The 15028-nt window shown below is 62.2% G+C and carries 16 protein-coding genes; 8 read left to right on the forward strand and 8 right to left on the reverse strand.

What is annotated here, in order from left to right; translation table 11 throughout:
• Positions 1-69 precede the first annotated feature (69 nt).
• The gene (locus M1D43_RS21865) at positions 70-960 is read right to left on the reverse strand and encodes a substrate-binding domain-containing protein (protein ID WP_010975799.1); all 891 of its coding nucleotides are present in this window, start codon (positions 958-960) and stop codon (positions 70-72) included.
• A 156-nt stretch (positions 961-1116) separates the two neighbouring features.
• Positions 1117-1548, reverse strand: a complete 432-nt coding sequence (locus M1D43_RS21870; RefSeq protein ID WP_020479509.1) for a GFA family protein — start codon at positions 1546-1548, stop codon at positions 1117-1119.
• 166 nt (positions 1549-1714) lie between these two features.
• On the opposite strand from M1D43_RS21870, the gene M1D43_RS21875 reads away from it, so the two are divergent.
• Positions 1715-2089: a DUF427 domain-containing protein gene (locus tag M1D43_RS21875; RefSeq protein WP_014527154.1), complete on the forward strand. Its 375-nt coding sequence runs from the start codon at positions 1715-1717 to the stop codon at positions 2087-2089.
• An 82-nt stretch (positions 2090-2171) separates the two neighbouring features.
• Here the strand turns inward: M1D43_RS21875 and M1D43_RS21880 are convergent, their stop codons facing one another.
• The 5 genes from M1D43_RS21880 to M1D43_RS21900 form a co-directional block, all read right to left on the reverse strand.
• Positions 2172-2765, reverse strand: coding sequence for a dioxygenase family protein (locus M1D43_RS21880; RefSeq protein WP_010975802.1), 594 nt, complete (start codon positions 2763-2765; stop codon positions 2172-2174).
• Between the two features lie 27 nt (positions 2766-2792).
• On the reverse strand, positions 2793-3038 hold the full coding sequence (locus M1D43_RS21885; RefSeq protein WP_231198595.1) for a hypothetical protein: 246 nt from the start codon (positions 3036-3038) through the stop codon (positions 2793-2795).
• 105 nt (positions 3039-3143) lie between these two features.
• Positions 3144-3665 (reverse strand): hypothetical protein, encoded by a 522-nt coding sequence (locus tag M1D43_RS21890; RefSeq protein ID WP_014527152.1) that lies wholly within the window; start codon positions 3663-3665, stop codon positions 3144-3146.
• 236 nt (positions 3666-3901) lie between these two features.
• Positions 3902-4792, reverse strand: coding sequence for an SDR family oxidoreductase (locus M1D43_RS21895; protein ID WP_017268117.1), 891 nt, complete (start codon positions 4790-4792; stop codon positions 3902-3904).
• A 103-nt stretch (positions 4793-4895) separates the two neighbouring features.
• Complete coding sequence (locus tag M1D43_RS21900; RefSeq protein ID WP_010975806.1) at positions 4896-5639, reverse strand: SDR family oxidoreductase; 744 nt, start codon at positions 5637-5639, stop codon at positions 4896-4898.
• Positions 5640-5873: 234 nt separating this feature from the next.
• Between M1D43_RS21900 and M1D43_RS21905 the strand changes: the two genes are divergently transcribed.
• Positions 5874-6809 (forward strand): AraC family transcriptional regulator, encoded by a 936-nt coding sequence (locus M1D43_RS21905; protein WP_010975807.1) that lies wholly within the window; start codon positions 5874-5876, stop codon positions 6807-6809.
• Between the two features lie 46 nt (positions 6810-6855).
• Here the strand turns inward: M1D43_RS21905 and pdxR are convergent, their stop codons facing one another.
• A complete protein-coding gene (gene pdxR / locus M1D43_RS21910; protein ID WP_010975808.1) occupies positions 6856-8331 on the reverse strand; it encodes a MocR-like pyridoxine biosynthesis transcription factor PdxR in 1476 nt (491 codons plus the stop codon).
• 156 nt (positions 8332-8487) lie between these two features.
• Between pdxR and tauA the strand changes: the two genes are divergently transcribed.
• The 6 genes from tauA to xsc all read left to right on the forward strand — a co-directional run bounded on the left by tauA (position 8488) and on the right by xsc (position 14973).
• Positions 8488-9507, forward strand: a complete 1020-nt coding sequence (gene tauA, locus M1D43_RS21915; protein ID WP_014530382.1) for a taurine ABC transporter substrate-binding protein — start codon at positions 8488-8490, stop codon at positions 9505-9507.
• Between the two features lie 88 nt (positions 9508-9595).
• The gene (locus tag M1D43_RS21920; protein ID WP_010975810.1) at positions 9596-10408 is read left to right on the forward strand and encodes a taurine ABC transporter ATP-binding protein; all 813 of its coding nucleotides are present in this window, start codon (positions 9596-9598) and stop codon (positions 10406-10408) included.
• The gene (locus M1D43_RS21925) at positions 10401-11228 is read left to right on the forward strand and encodes an ABC transporter permease subunit (RefSeq protein ID WP_010975811.1); all 828 of its coding nucleotides are present in this window, start codon (positions 10401-10403) and stop codon (positions 11226-11228) included. The genes M1D43_RS21920 and M1D43_RS21925 overlap by 8 nt, the downstream gene beginning before the upstream one ends.
• A gap of 116 nt (positions 11229-11344) precedes the next feature.
• Positions 11345-11731, forward strand: a complete 387-nt coding sequence (locus M1D43_RS21930) for a nuclear transport factor 2 family protein (RefSeq protein WP_010975812.1) — start codon at positions 11345-11347, stop codon at positions 11729-11731.
• 24 nt (positions 11732-11755) lie between these two features.
• Positions 11756-13156 carry an NAD(P)/FAD-dependent oxidoreductase gene (locus M1D43_RS21935; RefSeq protein ID WP_027990783.1) on the forward strand — a complete coding sequence of 467 codons (1401 nt, stop codon included), beginning with the start codon at positions 11756-11758 and terminating at the stop codon, positions 13154-13156.
• 41 nt (positions 13157-13197) lie between these two features.
• On the forward strand, positions 13198-14973 hold the full coding sequence (xsc, locus tag M1D43_RS21940; RefSeq protein WP_014527149.1) for a sulfoacetaldehyde acetyltransferase: 1776 nt from the start codon (positions 13198-13200) through the stop codon (positions 14971-14973).
• Positions 14974-15028: the final 55 nt, after the last annotated feature.

The following is a 15028-nucleotide window of genomic DNA, read 5'->3' on the forward strand; positions in this document are numbered from 1 at the left end:
CCGGCACCATGCGCCGGATACGCTCGTGGTATGCCGCCGCCCCGAGGCGGCAGCCGTCCTGGGAGGGACCTATTTCCCGGTATAGACGCCCGGTACGATCGGCTGCTCGGCCGGTACCGTCTCGCCGGCGACGACCTTTACGGCGGTGTCGATCGCCTGCTTGCCCATCTGGTCCGGGAATTGCTGGATCACGCCGACCATCACCGGATTGCCATCGACGGCATCGCGTGCTTCCTTCATGCCGTCGAAACCGATGACCTTGACCTGCGATTCCAGTCCGGCGGCCTTGACGGCAACGGCCGCGGCAAGGGCCGCATCGTCGCCGAAACCGAAAATGCCGGTAATGTCGGGATTGGCCTGCAGCATGTTCTGTGCGGCAGCGAGGGCTTCGGCGCGGGTGATGCCCGTCTGCGTCGCGACGATCTCCATTTCCGGATGCTTGGCGATCGCTTCCTTGAAGCCGTTGACGCGATTGACCACCGACTGAACGGTCGGATAGTCGATAATGGCGACCTTGCCCTTGTTTCCGAGAACCTCGGCCATGAGCTCGCCCGCCTTCACGCCGCCGGTGAAATTATCGGTGCCGATATGCGACGTCACCGTCGCGCCATTAGCGGGAACGTCGACGGTGATCACCTTGATGCCGGCTTTTTCCGCCTTTGCGATGGCGGCGCGTACGCCCTGGCTGTCGACAGGCGAAATGACGATCACATCAACGCCCTTGACGATGAAGTCCTCGACGTCGGCGAGCTGCTTGTTGAGGTCCTGATTGGCGATCGCCACCTCGAGCGCGACGTTCTTCTCCTTGGCTTCGGCTTTCATCGCCTCGGCGAGCTCGATGTAGAACGGGTGCTGCTGGGTCAGGAGCGATGCGCCGATGCCGTCGGCGAAGGCGCCGGATGCCAGCAATGTGAGCGCGGTGCCGGCGACGAGAGTTTTGAGAATGCGGGGCATGTTCATGGTTCCCTCCCTTGGAAACGGCGGGCCTTCAACGTTTGCAACCAGGCAGGCAGGCCTCCCGTCCCTGACCTTGGCAGGGAGTAAACATCACAAAACTTACCGCGCGTCAATTTTAAAAAGTACGCATACCAATAAAGATGAGCGCACGAGAAAATATTAGCCGGAGCTTCGATCCCCCGGATATTGCGGCACGGGAAGGGGAGGCAACCAGCTCTCCCGCCGGACGACCCAGATCTCGTATTGCGGATTGAGAGCGGCCGGGGCGTCGTCCAGTGAACCGACGCGAATTTCGGTTTCCTCTTCTCCCGGGTTGAAGAGCCGCGATCCGCAGTCGGGGCAAAAGCCACGGCCGGCGAATATCTTGACTTCGCCAGAGCTCTTGAAAGCCCGGGTGGGCCAGACGGCGAAGGTCACGAAAGAGGAGCCGCTTTCCTTGCGGCAGTCCGCACAATGGCAAAGTCCCACCCGCAAAGGTTCTCCGCTCACCTCATATCTCAGCGCTCCGCAAAGGCACCCGCCTGTTCTCGTAATCATCTGCTGGCATCTCCAATCTGGCTGGACTTCGAGCGGGATCAAGGAAAGGCGCATGCGCGTTCCGCCCGCATCCCGCTCCAACTCTTTCAAATCTCCGATGTTTCATGATTTGTTTTGGCCGGACAGGAAGCCATCCCAGCCGTCGGGGCATGCGGCCCTTGGGGAGCGGGCGGCGTGACCCTATCTAAGAGGCGGTGCAACCACCTGAAGGCGAAGGCTCATGTCAGAAAAGCCGATCAGAATTCCAGGCCCCGACCATCCGATCACTGTCGAACGCAATCCCGGACGCGTCGTCGTCAAGCTCGATGGCCGCGTCGTAGCCGATACGCGCGACGCGCTCACATTGCGCGAGGCGTCCTATCCGCCCGTGCAGTACATCCCCCGCAACGACGTCGACATGTCGCTGCTTGCGCGCACCGATCATGGGACCTATTGCCCCTACAAAGGCGATGCGTCCTATTACAGCATCGCAGCCGGTGGCGAGCGCTCGAAGAATGCCGTCTGGACCTATGAGAATCCGCATGACGCGGTCCGTGAAATCAAGGACCACATGGCGTTCTATCCGGACCGGGTGGATTCGATCGAGGAAAGCTAAGCGGCAGGCCCGTAACTCGGCAAGCGCCGAATGACGGCTTCCGGCATCGCCGCAACCTGCAATCGTCAGGGATGCACGGCCTTCAGAGGCTTGGGACGACGAAGTCGAACCTTCCAGTGCTCCGGTCATCGTCGAGCGCCATGACCAGCCTCGGATCGAACAGCCTGTCGCCGTGGTTTCTAGGATGGTCGGGAAAGTAGAGCTGGGTAGTCAACACCTCGCCGCCTCGTGGTTGCACGCGGATATGATAATGGGCCGTGCGGAACGAATAGTGCTGCGTCAGGATCGTGTCGAAACCCCACCGACCGGCATCATCGGTAAGCTGATAGGCGCGCCAGCGATAGCCGTCGTTGTCATATTCGCCACGCTCGTCTGCATGCCAAATCTCGACCATCGCCTCCGGCACTGGCCGGCAGCCGGTATCGAACACAAAACCGCGCAGGGAAAACCGACGTCGCGATCCGGCATCGGCCGTGAGATCGTTTCTTTGCGGCGCGTTGGGACGGTAGAATGGACCTTGCGTCTGCTGCGGCGTGGACACTGATCCCGTTTCGCATGCAGGCGTGAGAGGGAGTGCCGAGAGCTGCGCCCAAACATGGGCGGACGATCCGGTGAAAATCATAGCTGGCGGTGCGGCCAGCAATGACTGTAGGACAGTTCTGCGCGTCTGTTTCATGGGTTTGGTCCCTTGAGCATCAATATATTAAGGCGGCCGGAAAGCGAATACATTCACCAGCCCTGCAGCCAGGATCAGCGTCTTGAGCTGGAAGGCCGGGTACGCGATGTAAGCTCCACCCCGGACGGAAAACAGCATCATGCCGGAGATCAGCGCGAGCGCCAGCCCGAAAGCGGCAACCGGCACGCATGTCGCCAACCATTCCCGCCAACGATCCGCCACCCACAAGCCCGCGGTTCTCAGGTCGGAGCTGACGATTGCACCGACGAGCAAAGCTGATCCCGACGACATGTGCAGCGTTGACCGAGGCATAGGCAACCCGGCTGGCGCGGAGATAGCCGATCTGCGACGAACCGGCGACAACATCGAGGATCTCAGTCAGCATTCTTCGACCATATAGCTCATTGCGACGGTACGGCTCTCCACCTCACCCCCCGGCAGCTGCAGCCACTGGACGTTGAGTTGGCGTGGCGGGTCGCAATTCCGTACAGCGACCGCAGCAATCCGGTCTCCTCTAGCGATGCGGTCGCCGAGCGATGAATATTGGGCCGTCGGCGGCAGTTCGAGGACAACAGTCTGTCCAACGACGTCTTCAGGAACCGTCAGCGATTGCGCGTCGAGAAAGCTGGCTGCAGGACCAAGGTCGGGCAGGGGCGCAGGCATGGACAAATCGCTGGAGATCTCGACGGTAAGTTCGGAGTGTGGATTGCCGAAATACGCTTCGACCACCAACCCCTCGACCCAGACGGGTGTGGCAAGATTGTACCGCCCGTCGAAGCCGTGATGGGCTCGCGCGATGCCGACCAGGATGAGGCCCAGAAGCAACCCTGTTCCCGCGGTCCTTCTCAACATCTTGCCCAGGGGCAAGGCACCGGCGGCTGGAAACCCTTTCAAGTTCATCATCGTTTCCTTTGGCTAAGGTGCTTCGCCAGTTGAAGGGCTGCGCACCCTTTGTTCACGCAGAGCGAAAAGTTGGCATGTGTTGGCGGTGGCGTCGGGATGCGGGGCTCGCCGGCATCGAACCGATCTCGATGACCAACACCCTTGGCAGCGGCACCTCCGCGCCCAGATGTCGGGCTACGGAAGCCATGATATTGTTGACCACCTCGCAAAAGCAGATCGCTACCGCACGTCATCTACGCAATGCCACCATTCGCGTATACGACTTGACCGTTCACCCAAGACGCACCGCCGCTGCACAAGAGAGAAATGACATTGGCGATGTCGTTCGGCTCGCCGAGCCGTCCATGGGGCGTGCGTTTTACAAAACCAGCGAGCTCCGCTTCAGTTTTGCCGTCGGTGAACAGTGTCGTGTTGACCACGCCCGGAGCAATCGCATTGACGGAGATGTTCCGCCCCGCCAGCTCCTTCGCCAAAACGGTGGCATACAGTTCCTGAGCCATTTTCGAGGCCGCGTAAGGTCCGTAGGTTTCCGTGCGGAACCTGGTAATGGTGGAGGAAAGCGGGAATATCCGGCCACCGTCGCGAACGCGCCGCGCGGCTTCGCGCAACGTGTGGAAGCTCCCGAGGATGTTGACGTCGAACATGTGGTTGACGTCTTCGTCGGACATGTCGGCGAAGGGTGCCAGATGCATGACCCCGGCGTTTGCCACCACGACGTCGATGCCGCCGAACGCCTCTTCGCCGGCATCGAACAGCGCTCGCACGGCTGCGGGATCCCGCACATCCGCCTGCCGCCAGATAGCCGGGCTTCCGCTGGCCTCGATGTCGCGCGCGACCTGGGCTGCCAGATCCCTGTTCACCACGCAATTTACCACCACTCGATAGCCGTCGCGGCCTAGCTGTCGTGCCGTTGCCGCACCTATTCCTCTGGACGAGCCAGTTACCAGTGCAACTCTTGGACGGCCGGCAGTTCCCGGCACCGTTCCGTCCGGCGTTGCCGCGGACTGCGCTTGAGCCAAGCCTGCCATGGCGGCCGATGTGGCAAGAACGCCAGCTCCGGCCAGCAGCTTGCGCCGCGACACCGCATTGGTACCGGACACATTCTGGTTATCTGTCACTTTCATCTCCTTTTCGGCGATTGAGTCGACGCTGCGTCGACCGAGTTTCCCATAACCGGTGAATTCAAAGGCGCACGCTTCATCGCGGCATCACACGAGAGCGTCTCACTCAGCTTGAACCGAGCATCTCGACGGCCTTGTCGAAGTTCCCGTTTCGCTCCGCCCAGCGCAGGAAGCCGACCCGTTCCACCAGAATTTCTCGGGGCGTCGGCTGCTGGAGGAACAGCGTCATTGTCTCGTCGATAAAGGCGGCCAAGGGCATATAGCCTTCGCGCGTAGATTGGCCGGGTGTGAGTTCGGTTTGCACCGCAGGCGGTGCAAGCTCGATGACCTCGACCTTTCCCTTGAGCTGTTCGCGCAGCGAGACCGTGTATGAATGGATTGCCGCCTTTGTGGCGTTGTAGGTCGGCGTGCTGCTCATAGGCACGAAGGCAAGACCGGAGCTCACATTGACGATGGTCGCCTCCGACTGCCTGATGAGATGATCGATCAGCTCGTTCGTCAGCCGGATCGGTGCCAGAAGATTAGTGGTGATCGTCTGCTCTGCGTCACGCAGGTCACGCTTCCCGGACAGGTCCTCCCGACGCATGATGCCGGCATTATTGACCAGTACGTTCAGGGCCGGGTGCTCGGTCAGCACGCGCCCGGCGAATTCCCTGATGTGGTCACGATCGTCAACGTCGACCGCCACTGCGTACATGTCCTGGCGGCCGGCGATCGTTTCCTCCAGCGTCTCCATGCGCCGGCCTGCTACAATCACGGTGTTTCCGAGCGCGTTGAAACGCTGGGCCAACTTCCGGCCAATCCCGGAGCCGCCGCCGGTAATGAGAATTGTGTTTCCCGTCGTTTTCACTTTGAACTTTCTCCACCTCTATCTGCGGACCGTTGCTCTCCCCATAGGTCTGCCATTTCGGTGGCGGACATCCGAAAGCAAGAGGATCTGCATCCACGTTGTCAGGAGTTTTTTACAGCGAACGCGAGCATGGAAGCTTGCCCTGGCCTGCGCATAACTTGCCTTATCCTGCAGGGGCGGTGAAACTCCCTCGCTGACGTGCTACGTTCAGGCCGAAAAGCAGGAACAAGCGATATGAATGCGCTCAAGCAAGCTGTCCGGACCTATGCACGCTGCCACGCGAACCGCGACGGCTTGGCCGTCACTACCGTGCCAGGGTTGCGCACGATGTGCGTTGAAGATCCGGCCGGCGACCTACACTCCGTCTACCGGCCACTCGTCTGTTTCGTGCTGCAAGGCGCGAAGCGCATGATAGTGGGAAGCGAAGAACGTGTATTCTACGGAGGACAATCCGTCATCGTGGCGGCCGACATGCCTGTGGTCGGACGGATCGTCGAGGCGAGCTCGGGTGCGCCCTATCTTGCGATCGCAGTGGAACTGGAGATGGCGCTCCTGCGCGAAGTCGCGGCCCAGATCGGCGATACTTGCTCACTACGTTCATCGGGAATGCAAACGCTGTTCGCGGAAGATACCGAAGGAGCGATGCTCGATTGCGCGTCGCGCCTGATGCATCTTCTGGACCGACCGGACGCGGTGCCGATTCTGCGGCCCGGCATCATGCGGGAACTGCATTACTGGCTCCTATCGGGTCCGCATGGTCCTGCGCTGCGGACGCTTGCCGACCCCGACAGTTATGCCGGCCGCCTGGCTGCCGCCATAGCGATTCTCAGGACCGAGTATCGCTCGCGCGTGCCTGTCGAACGCCTCGCAGCGGCAGCGGCGATGAGCCTCACCGCATTTCACAAGCACTTCAAGATGATGACCTCGTTGACGCCGGGACAGTATCAGAAGCGACTGCGTCTCATCGAAGCACGACGTCTCATGCTCGACCAAGGCTTCTCGGCAAGCAACGCGGCATTCGAAGTGGGCTATGAAAGCGTTTCCCAGTTCACGCGCGAGTATGGTCGGCTCTTCAACATGCCGCCAAAGCAGGACGCTCTCCGCGCTCGAGCCATTTCATCAATCTTCAAGCACTCTCAAGCGGATGCATTGGGCGCAGAGCTTCATTAGCGTCGTGGCCAATGTCCTCCACGAACACCCCGCTGCAAGGCTCATTCTAACCCCGCTCCGCGATCCGCGCCGCAGTCAGGGCCACGCCGTCGGCTATGCGGTTGCGCGCGATCGACGAGTAGCCCATGCGGAAGAAGCGGCATGGGCCGTCGTCCTTCGGGAAGAAGGGCGACCCGGATTCGATCAGCACGCCGTCCTTTCGCAAAGCGTTCATCAGCAAGTCCGCATCGAGACCTTCCGGCCCCTCGATCCAGAAGGACGTGCCGCCGAAAGCCGCAGATCCGGCGATCTCCAATCCGGCATCCCGGAGGGCAGCGTCCATGATGATGTGGCGGCGATGATACTCCTCGCGCATGCGGTGCAGCACGGCATCATAGTGTCCGAGCGCCAGGAAATAGGCGGCCGTTCTCTGGAGGTGCCCCGGCGGATGCCGCAACATCAAGGCCCGTAGTGCCCGCGCCTCCCGGATCACGGCAGCCGGCGCCACCAGATAGCCGAGACGCAGGCCGGGAAACAACGACTTGGAGAAACTGCCGATGTAGAAGACCCGGCCGCAGCGGTCGAAGGCCTTGAGGGCCGGGGAGGGGGGCGCCAGAAAGCTCATCTCGAACTCGTAATCGTCCTCGACGATTATGAAGTCCTTGGAGGCGGCCGCCTCGAGCAAGGCCGCCCGCCGTTCGATCGGCATCGTCGCGCCGGTCGGCGAATGATGGCTGGGCGTGACGAACACGGCATCGACCTCTTCTGGAAGCGCGGCGGGCGGCAGGCCGTCCTTGTCCACGTCGACGAAGGTGATCCCGGCGCCGCTCAAGCGAAGCGATGCACTCATGTCGGGATGGCAGGGGTTCTCGCAGACCGCATGGGCGCCCTGACGCAACAGGAGCTGGATGACGATCCAGAGGGCGTTCTGCGCGCCCACCGTCACCAGGATCTCGTCGGGGTTCGCGCGGATGCCGCGGCCCGGCAATGTGCGCGAGCAGATATAGTTGACAAGCTGGATGTCGTCCGCCGCCGCGAAGTCGCCCGCCATCAGCTCGAAATCCTCGCGCGCCAGCGCCCGTCGCGCGCAGTCGCGCCAGGCCGTGAGGTCGAACAACGACGGGTCCATCTGACCGTATAGGAACGGATAAGGGTAGGTTCGCCAGTCGAGGGGCTTACGCATCTGCTTGGCCACGATGAAGGTCGAGCGTAACTTGGCCGACCAGTCGATGGCATCGGCCGCAGCATGGGCGGCCTGCATCGCGATGGCTGTCGTTGGGGGCTTGCCGGCCACACGGTAGCCGCTCCGGTTCGCCGCCTCCACATAGCCCTGGGAAGCGAGTTCCTGATAGGCGAGCGTTACGGTGATCCGCGAAATATTCAGATAGGCCGCAAGCTTGCGGCTGGAGGGCAATTGGGCGCCCGGCGCCAGGCGGCCCGACAATACGGCCGAAACGATCGTTTCGCGGATCTGCGCCTGCAGGCCCGTTTGGCTGGCCCGGTCAAGGAAAAAGATCGTTTCGGAGACGGTCGAGCCCGCCATTGTTCACCTCGCCCAACTGGACTCATCTAACTTCCTATCTGGATATAAGGCAATCCGAAGCGTGGGCCTATTTCTATTCAGCAAGCAAAGACCGTCATTCAATGTACGGCGCGACCCCGCAAAAAGCGGGGCGACATAACCAAAGAGGGTAACGACATGATCCACCTTAGAAGGTTCAAGCACTTGTCCGGAGCCGTGGCTATCGCCGCCGGCGTCCTCACTTCCTTCGCCGCCCAAGCGGAAACCAGCGTCGTCGTGGGCTATCAGCAGATCGTCGGTCCGTTCATCTCGGCGATTGCCGACGGTCGTTTCGATGCCGCAGCGAAGGAAGCCGGCTATACGATCGATTGGCGCCAGTTCAGCTCCGGCGGTGACATTTCGACGGCGCTCGCCTCCGGAAACGTGCCGATAGGAGTCATCGGCTCGACCGGAACGACAGCCGCAGCGTCCCGCGGCGTCGAGCTCGAACTCTTCTGGATCCTCGACAATATCGGCAAGTCGGAAGCGCTCGTCGCACGAGAAGGATCCGGCATCGAAAAGCCGGAAGACCTGAAGGGAAAGAATGTGGGTGTCCCCTTCGTCTCGACGTCGCACTTCCATCTGCTGGTCGGCCTCGAACAGGTATGGAAAACCGATCCGAGGGAAGTGAACATCCTCAACATGAAGCCGCCGCAGATCGTCGCTGCCTGGCAGCGCGGCGATATCGATGCCGCCTATGTCTGGCCGCCGGCTCTGTCGGAACTCCTGAAGAGCGGCAAGGTCATCTCCGATTCCGAGGCGATCGGCGCCGCGAGCGTGCCGACCTTCGACGGGCTTGTGGCCGACAAGGAATGGGCGGAGGAAAACCCCAAATTCATGGCCGCCTTCACCAAGGTGCTCGCGGACGCCTATGCCGATTACAAGGCGAATGGCAGCGGCTGGAAGGCCGACTCGCCGCAGGTCCAGGGCATGGTCAAGCTGATCGGCGGCGACGCCGAGGGTATCGTCCAGGCACTGAGCCTCCTGTCCTTCCCGACCGCCGACGAACAGGTCTCCGATAAGTGGCTTGGCGGCGGCGCTGTCCGGGCGCTGGAGGCGAGCGCCAAGTTCCTAGTCGCTCAGAAACAGATCGACACTGCGCTCGACGACTACGCACCCTTCGTCAACAGCGCCTATGCGAAAGAAGCCGCCAAGTAGCAGACGACGCGCTCCCGCCCGAGCGTCGTGCGCGGTTAGGAGCGCCGCTGATACCCTCGACACAGCACTTTCCAGGAAGGCCTGCGAATTGGAAACGCTCAACGTCAGCAATGTCAGTCTGACCTATCCCGGTCTCTATTCGGACCAGGCGGTTATCGCGCTCAAGGGCGTGAATCTCGAAATCAAAAGCGGCGATTTCGTCGTCGCGCTCGGTGCATCGGGCTGCGGCAAGACCACGCTCCTCAACCTGATGGCGGGCTTCATGGCGCCGAGCGACGGGGAAATCATGCTGGGAGACCGCCGCATCACCGGCCCGGGCGCCGACCGCGGCGTCGTCTTCCAGAAGCACGCGCTTCTCCCGTGGCTCAACGTCATCGACAATACCGAGTTCGGATTGAAGCTCAGGGGTGTCGACAAGGCGACCCGGCGAGACCTGGCGACGAGAAATCTCGCGCTTGTCGGGCTGCAGGATTTCCACCGGCACATGATTTATCACCTCTCCGGCGGCATGCAGCAACGTGTCGGCATCGCCCGCGCGCTCACCTGCGATCCGGCGATGCTGCTCATGGACGAGCCTATGGCTGCCCTCGACGCGCTGACGCGCGAGACCATCCAGGAATTGCTGCTGGAAGTGTGGCAACTCACCAACAAGATGTTCTTCTTCATCACCCACAGCGTCGAGGAGGCGCTGTTCCTCGGCTCCAGGCTGATCGTGATGTCGCCCCGTCCGGGCCGCATCACCCATACCTACGAGCTCGATTTTAACAAACGCTTCCTGGAGAACGGCAATGCACGCGCAATCAAATCCAGCCGCGACTTCATCGACATGCGTGAAGAAATCCTCGGCATCATCTATGGCGACGAGCTCCAATCCGGCAACCCGGAGCTCCTCCATGCTTGAGGGTGTCGCAAAGAGCAAACCGGTTCGTCCGGGCAGGATCTACGGTGCGCCGGGCGACGGCATGAGCGGCCACATCAGCCTGCTCACGGCCCTTGCGTTCATCGCGCTCTGGCTGCTCGTGACCGAAATGGGCTGGATCAAGCCGCTGTTCCTGCCGTCGCCGCTCGCCGTCTGGGACAAGTTCGTGATCGCGCTTACCGAAGGCGTCTCGAACTCCACGTTGGCACAGCATACGCTGGCAAGTCTCGGCCGCGTGCTCGGAGCTTTCCTGCTGGCACTCGTCACGGCCGTTCCCGTCGGCATCCTGATGGGCGTCAACCGGGTCGTGCGCGGGCTCTTCGACCCGATCATCGAATTCTACCGGCCGCTGCCGCCGCTCGCCTATCTGCCGTTGATCATCATCTGGCTCGGCATCGGTGAATTCCCGAAAGTGTTCCTGATCTATCTGGCGATCTTCGCGCCGATGGCGATCGCCGCCAGAGCCGGTGTCCGCTCGGTCTCGACGGAACAGATCCATGCGGCTTACGCGATGGGCGCGACGCGAGCCCAGGTGATCGGACATGTGATCCTGAAGGCTGCACTGCCGGAGATATTCACCGGCATGCGTATCGGGATCGGGGTCGGCTGGACCACGCTCGTCGCCGCCGAAATGGTGGCCGCCCATCGTGGCCTCGGCTTCATGGTGCTGAATGCCGCCGAATACCTCGCCAGCGATACGGTCATCATGGGCATCGTCGTCATCGGCGTCTTCGCCTTCGCCTTCGATCTCATGATCCGCTACCTCGAAAAGGCGCTCATTCCCTGGAAGGGCAAAGTGTGACGGCAGCCGCTCGGACCTAGTCGGCCGCCCCGGACAACCTCTTCTCAAGCATTTCAACGGGCCCACGGCCGCCCGCCCGGCGAAGCCATGCCCAGGCGTGAACAAGGAATTTCGACATGACCGCCGAAGATCTTGCAAAGCTTTTCGACGCCTTCAACAGGCACGACATCGACAACGTGATGGCCTTTTTCGCCGCCGATTGCGTCTTCAACGCCGTTGCCGGCCCGGAGGCCTGCGGCAAGCGCATCGCCGGCGCCGAAGCGATCGCCGATGCCTTCTCAGGCGTATGGACGGCAATGCGGGATGCCCATTGGGATCATCACAGCCACTTCGTCCACGGTGATCGCGCCGTCTCCGAGTGGACGTTCTCGGGGACCAATGAGGACGGTACGCGCATCGTCGCAGAAGGCTGCGATCTCTTCACGCTTCGCGACGGAAAGATCGTCCGCAAGCAGGCATTCCGAAAGAACCGACCGCTCATCGAACCGCAGCCGAGATACTGAGAGCCTCCAGGGCAGGATCACGACATGGAACACCAACTGGCCAGACCGATCGCATCGCGGAAGCCCTTCGATCCGACCTATGATCCGATCCGCGCGCCCAATCCGGGCGACGGCAAGGACTATGCGCCGACCTACTGGATCGGCACGGCCGGCACTCCGCCTGCCGACGATGGGCCCGTTAGCGGCGATATGGACGTCGACGTCGCTATCGTCGGCTCCGGATATACGGGGCTCTCCTGCGCGATCCATCTGGCCCAGGAGCATGGCATCAAGGCGACGGTGCTCGAAGCCAATGGCGTCGCCTGGGGCTGCAGCACCCGCAATGGCGGTCAGGCGCAGATTTCCGCCGGCCGGCTCAAGCGTTCGCAATGGATCGAGCGCTGGGGCGTCGATGTGGCCAAAAGGCTGCATGGCGAAATCAGCGAAGCCTTCGATCTGTTCCGGGACCTGATTCGCTCGCCCGAGATCGACTGCGACCCTCAGGACGGCGGCCATCTTTATATCGCCCATCGGGACAAGGTGATGCCGGCGCTCGAAGCCGAGTCTCGGCTTCTCAACGAGGTTTTCGGCTACCGGTCGCGTATCGTCGGTCGCGATGAGGTCCACCGCGACTTCGTACGCGACGTGGAGGCGAGGGGGGCGATGTACGAACCGGACGGCATGGGCATCCACGCGGCCAAGCTCGCCTTCGGCTACCTCAATCTGGCACGCAAGCTCGGTGCGCGGGTCCACACGGCCAGCCCCGTTCTCGGCTGCGACTGGAAGAACGGCGCCTATCATCTGACTACGCCGGGCGGCACCGTTCGTGCGCGCGCCGTCTGCATTGCGACGGCGGGCTATACCTCGCCGGACCTGCATACGCTGACGCGGCACCGGCTGATGCCGATCCTCTCGAACTCGATCGTCACGCGCCCGTTGACCGAGGAAGAACGCGCCGAACTGAACTTCAAGACGCGGATCCCGCTCACCGATACGCGCACGCTGCGCCACTACTACCGGATGATGCCGGACGGCCGCGTGCAGATCGGCAGCCGCAGCGCCATCACCGGCCGCGATGCGGTCAACCCCAAACATCTCGATCGGCTGCTCGAAGGGCTCTACCGAAAGTTTCCGATCCTGAAGGGGATCACGATCGACTATTCCTGGTGGGGCTGGGTCGATGTCAGCCACGACATGATGCCGCGGATCTTCCGGCCCGATCCGAAACAGCCGCTGTTCTATGCGATGGGCTATGGCGGCAACGGCGTCATGTATTCCGCCCAGGCCGGCCGCCGCATGGCCCAGATGGTGGCGGGCAAGGGCGGCGCACTCGACCTGCCGATCTTCACGTCGCCGCTCCCGAGCCATGGCCTGCTCACGCCTTTCAGACGCCTCGGCCAGTGGGGCATGTATCGCTGGTACTACCTCAAGGACGAAATTCTTTAGCCGCCCGGTCGGCCTTACCCTCAACGCGAAAGGAACATGACATGAAAATGACGACCGAAGAGGCGTTTGTAAAAGTCCTGCAGATGCACGGCATCGAGCATGCGTTCGGGATCATCGGCTCGGCGATGATGCCCGTATCGGACTTGTTTCCGAAGGCGGGCATCCGGTTCTGGGACTGTGCCCACGAGACCAATGCCGGCATGATGGCCGACGGCTTCAGCCGGGCGACCGGCACGATGTCGATGGCGATCGGCCAGAACGGCCCCGGTGTGACCGGTTTCATCACGGCGATGAAGACGGCCTACTGGAACCATACGCCGCTGCTCATGGTCACGCCGCAGGCCGCCAACAAGACCATCGGCCAGGGCGGCTTCCAGGAAGTCGACCAGATGGCGATGTTCGAGGAGATGGTCTGCTACCAGGAGGAAGTGCGCGATCCGAGCCGCATTCCCGAAGTCCTCAACCGGGTCATCGAGAAGGCATGGCGCGGTTGCGCACCGGCGCAGATCAACATCCCGCGGGACTTCTGGACTCAGGTGATCGACGTGGACCTGCCGCGCATCGTCCGCTTCGAGCGGCCGGCCGGCGGACCTGCGGCCATCGCCCAAGCCGCGCGGCTGCTTTCGGAAGCGAAGTTCCCGGTCATTCTCAACGGCGCCGGTGTCGTCATCGGCAACGCCATCCAGGAATCCATGGCACTGGCGGAGAAGCTGGATGCGCCGGTGTGCTGCGGCTATCAGCACAACGACGCCTTTCCCGGCAGCCACCGGCTGTCGGTCGGGCCCTTGGGCTACAACGGCTCGAAGGCGGCGATGGAATTGATCAGCAAGGCAGATGTCGTGCTGGCATTGGGTACGCGGCTCAATCCGTTCTCGACACTGCCCGGCTATGGCATAGACTATTGGCCGAAGGATGCGGCGATCATCCAGGTCGACATCAATGCCGACCGGATCGGCCTGACCAAGAAGGTGACGGTCGGCATTTGCGGTGATGCGAAACAGGTGGCGCAGCAGATTCTTCAGCAGCTTGCGCCCGCCGCCGGCGACGCAAACCGCGAGGAGCGCAAGGCGCTGGTCCACCAGACGCGCTCGGCCTGGCTGCAGCAGCTCTCGTCGATGGACCATGAGGATGACGATCCGGGCACGGAGTGGAACGTCGGCGCACGCCAGCGCGAGCCCGATCGCATGTCGCCTCGCCAGGTCTGGCGGGCGATCCAGGCCGTGCTTCCGAAAGAGGCGATCATCTCCACCGACATCGGCAACAACTGCGCGATCGGCAACGCCTATCCGAGCTTCGAACAGGGCAGGAAATATCTGGCGCCGGGCATGTTCGGCCCCTGCGGCTACGGTTTCCCGTCGATCGTCGGTGCCAAGATCGGCTGCCCGGACGTGCCGGTGGTCGGCTTTGCCGGCGACGGCGCCTTCGGCATCTCGATGAACGAGATGACGTCGATCGGCCGCGAGGGCTGGCCGGCGATCACCATGGTGATCTTCCGCAACTACCAGTGGGGAGCGGAGAAGCGGAATACGACGCTCTGGTACGACAACAACTTCGTCGGCACCGAGCTCAATCCGAACCTGAGCTACGCCAAGGTTGCAGATGGCTGCGGCCTCAAGGGCGTGACGGTCGACACGCCGGCCGCACTCACCGAGGCGCTTGCAAAGGCGATCGAGGACCAGGCCAAGGGGATCACCACCTTTGTCGAGGTCGTCCTCAACCAGGAACTCGGCGAGCCCTTCCGCCGCGATGCGATGAAGAAGCCGGTAGCGGTGGCCGGCATCGATCGCGCCGACATGCGCACCCAGCGACGTCTGTAAGAAACTCTCGCGACTCGCTCGGCGGTGATCACCGCCGAGCTCATTCAACGGGAAG

The sequence above is a fragment of the Ensifer sp. R1-3 genome, assembly GCF_056739175.1.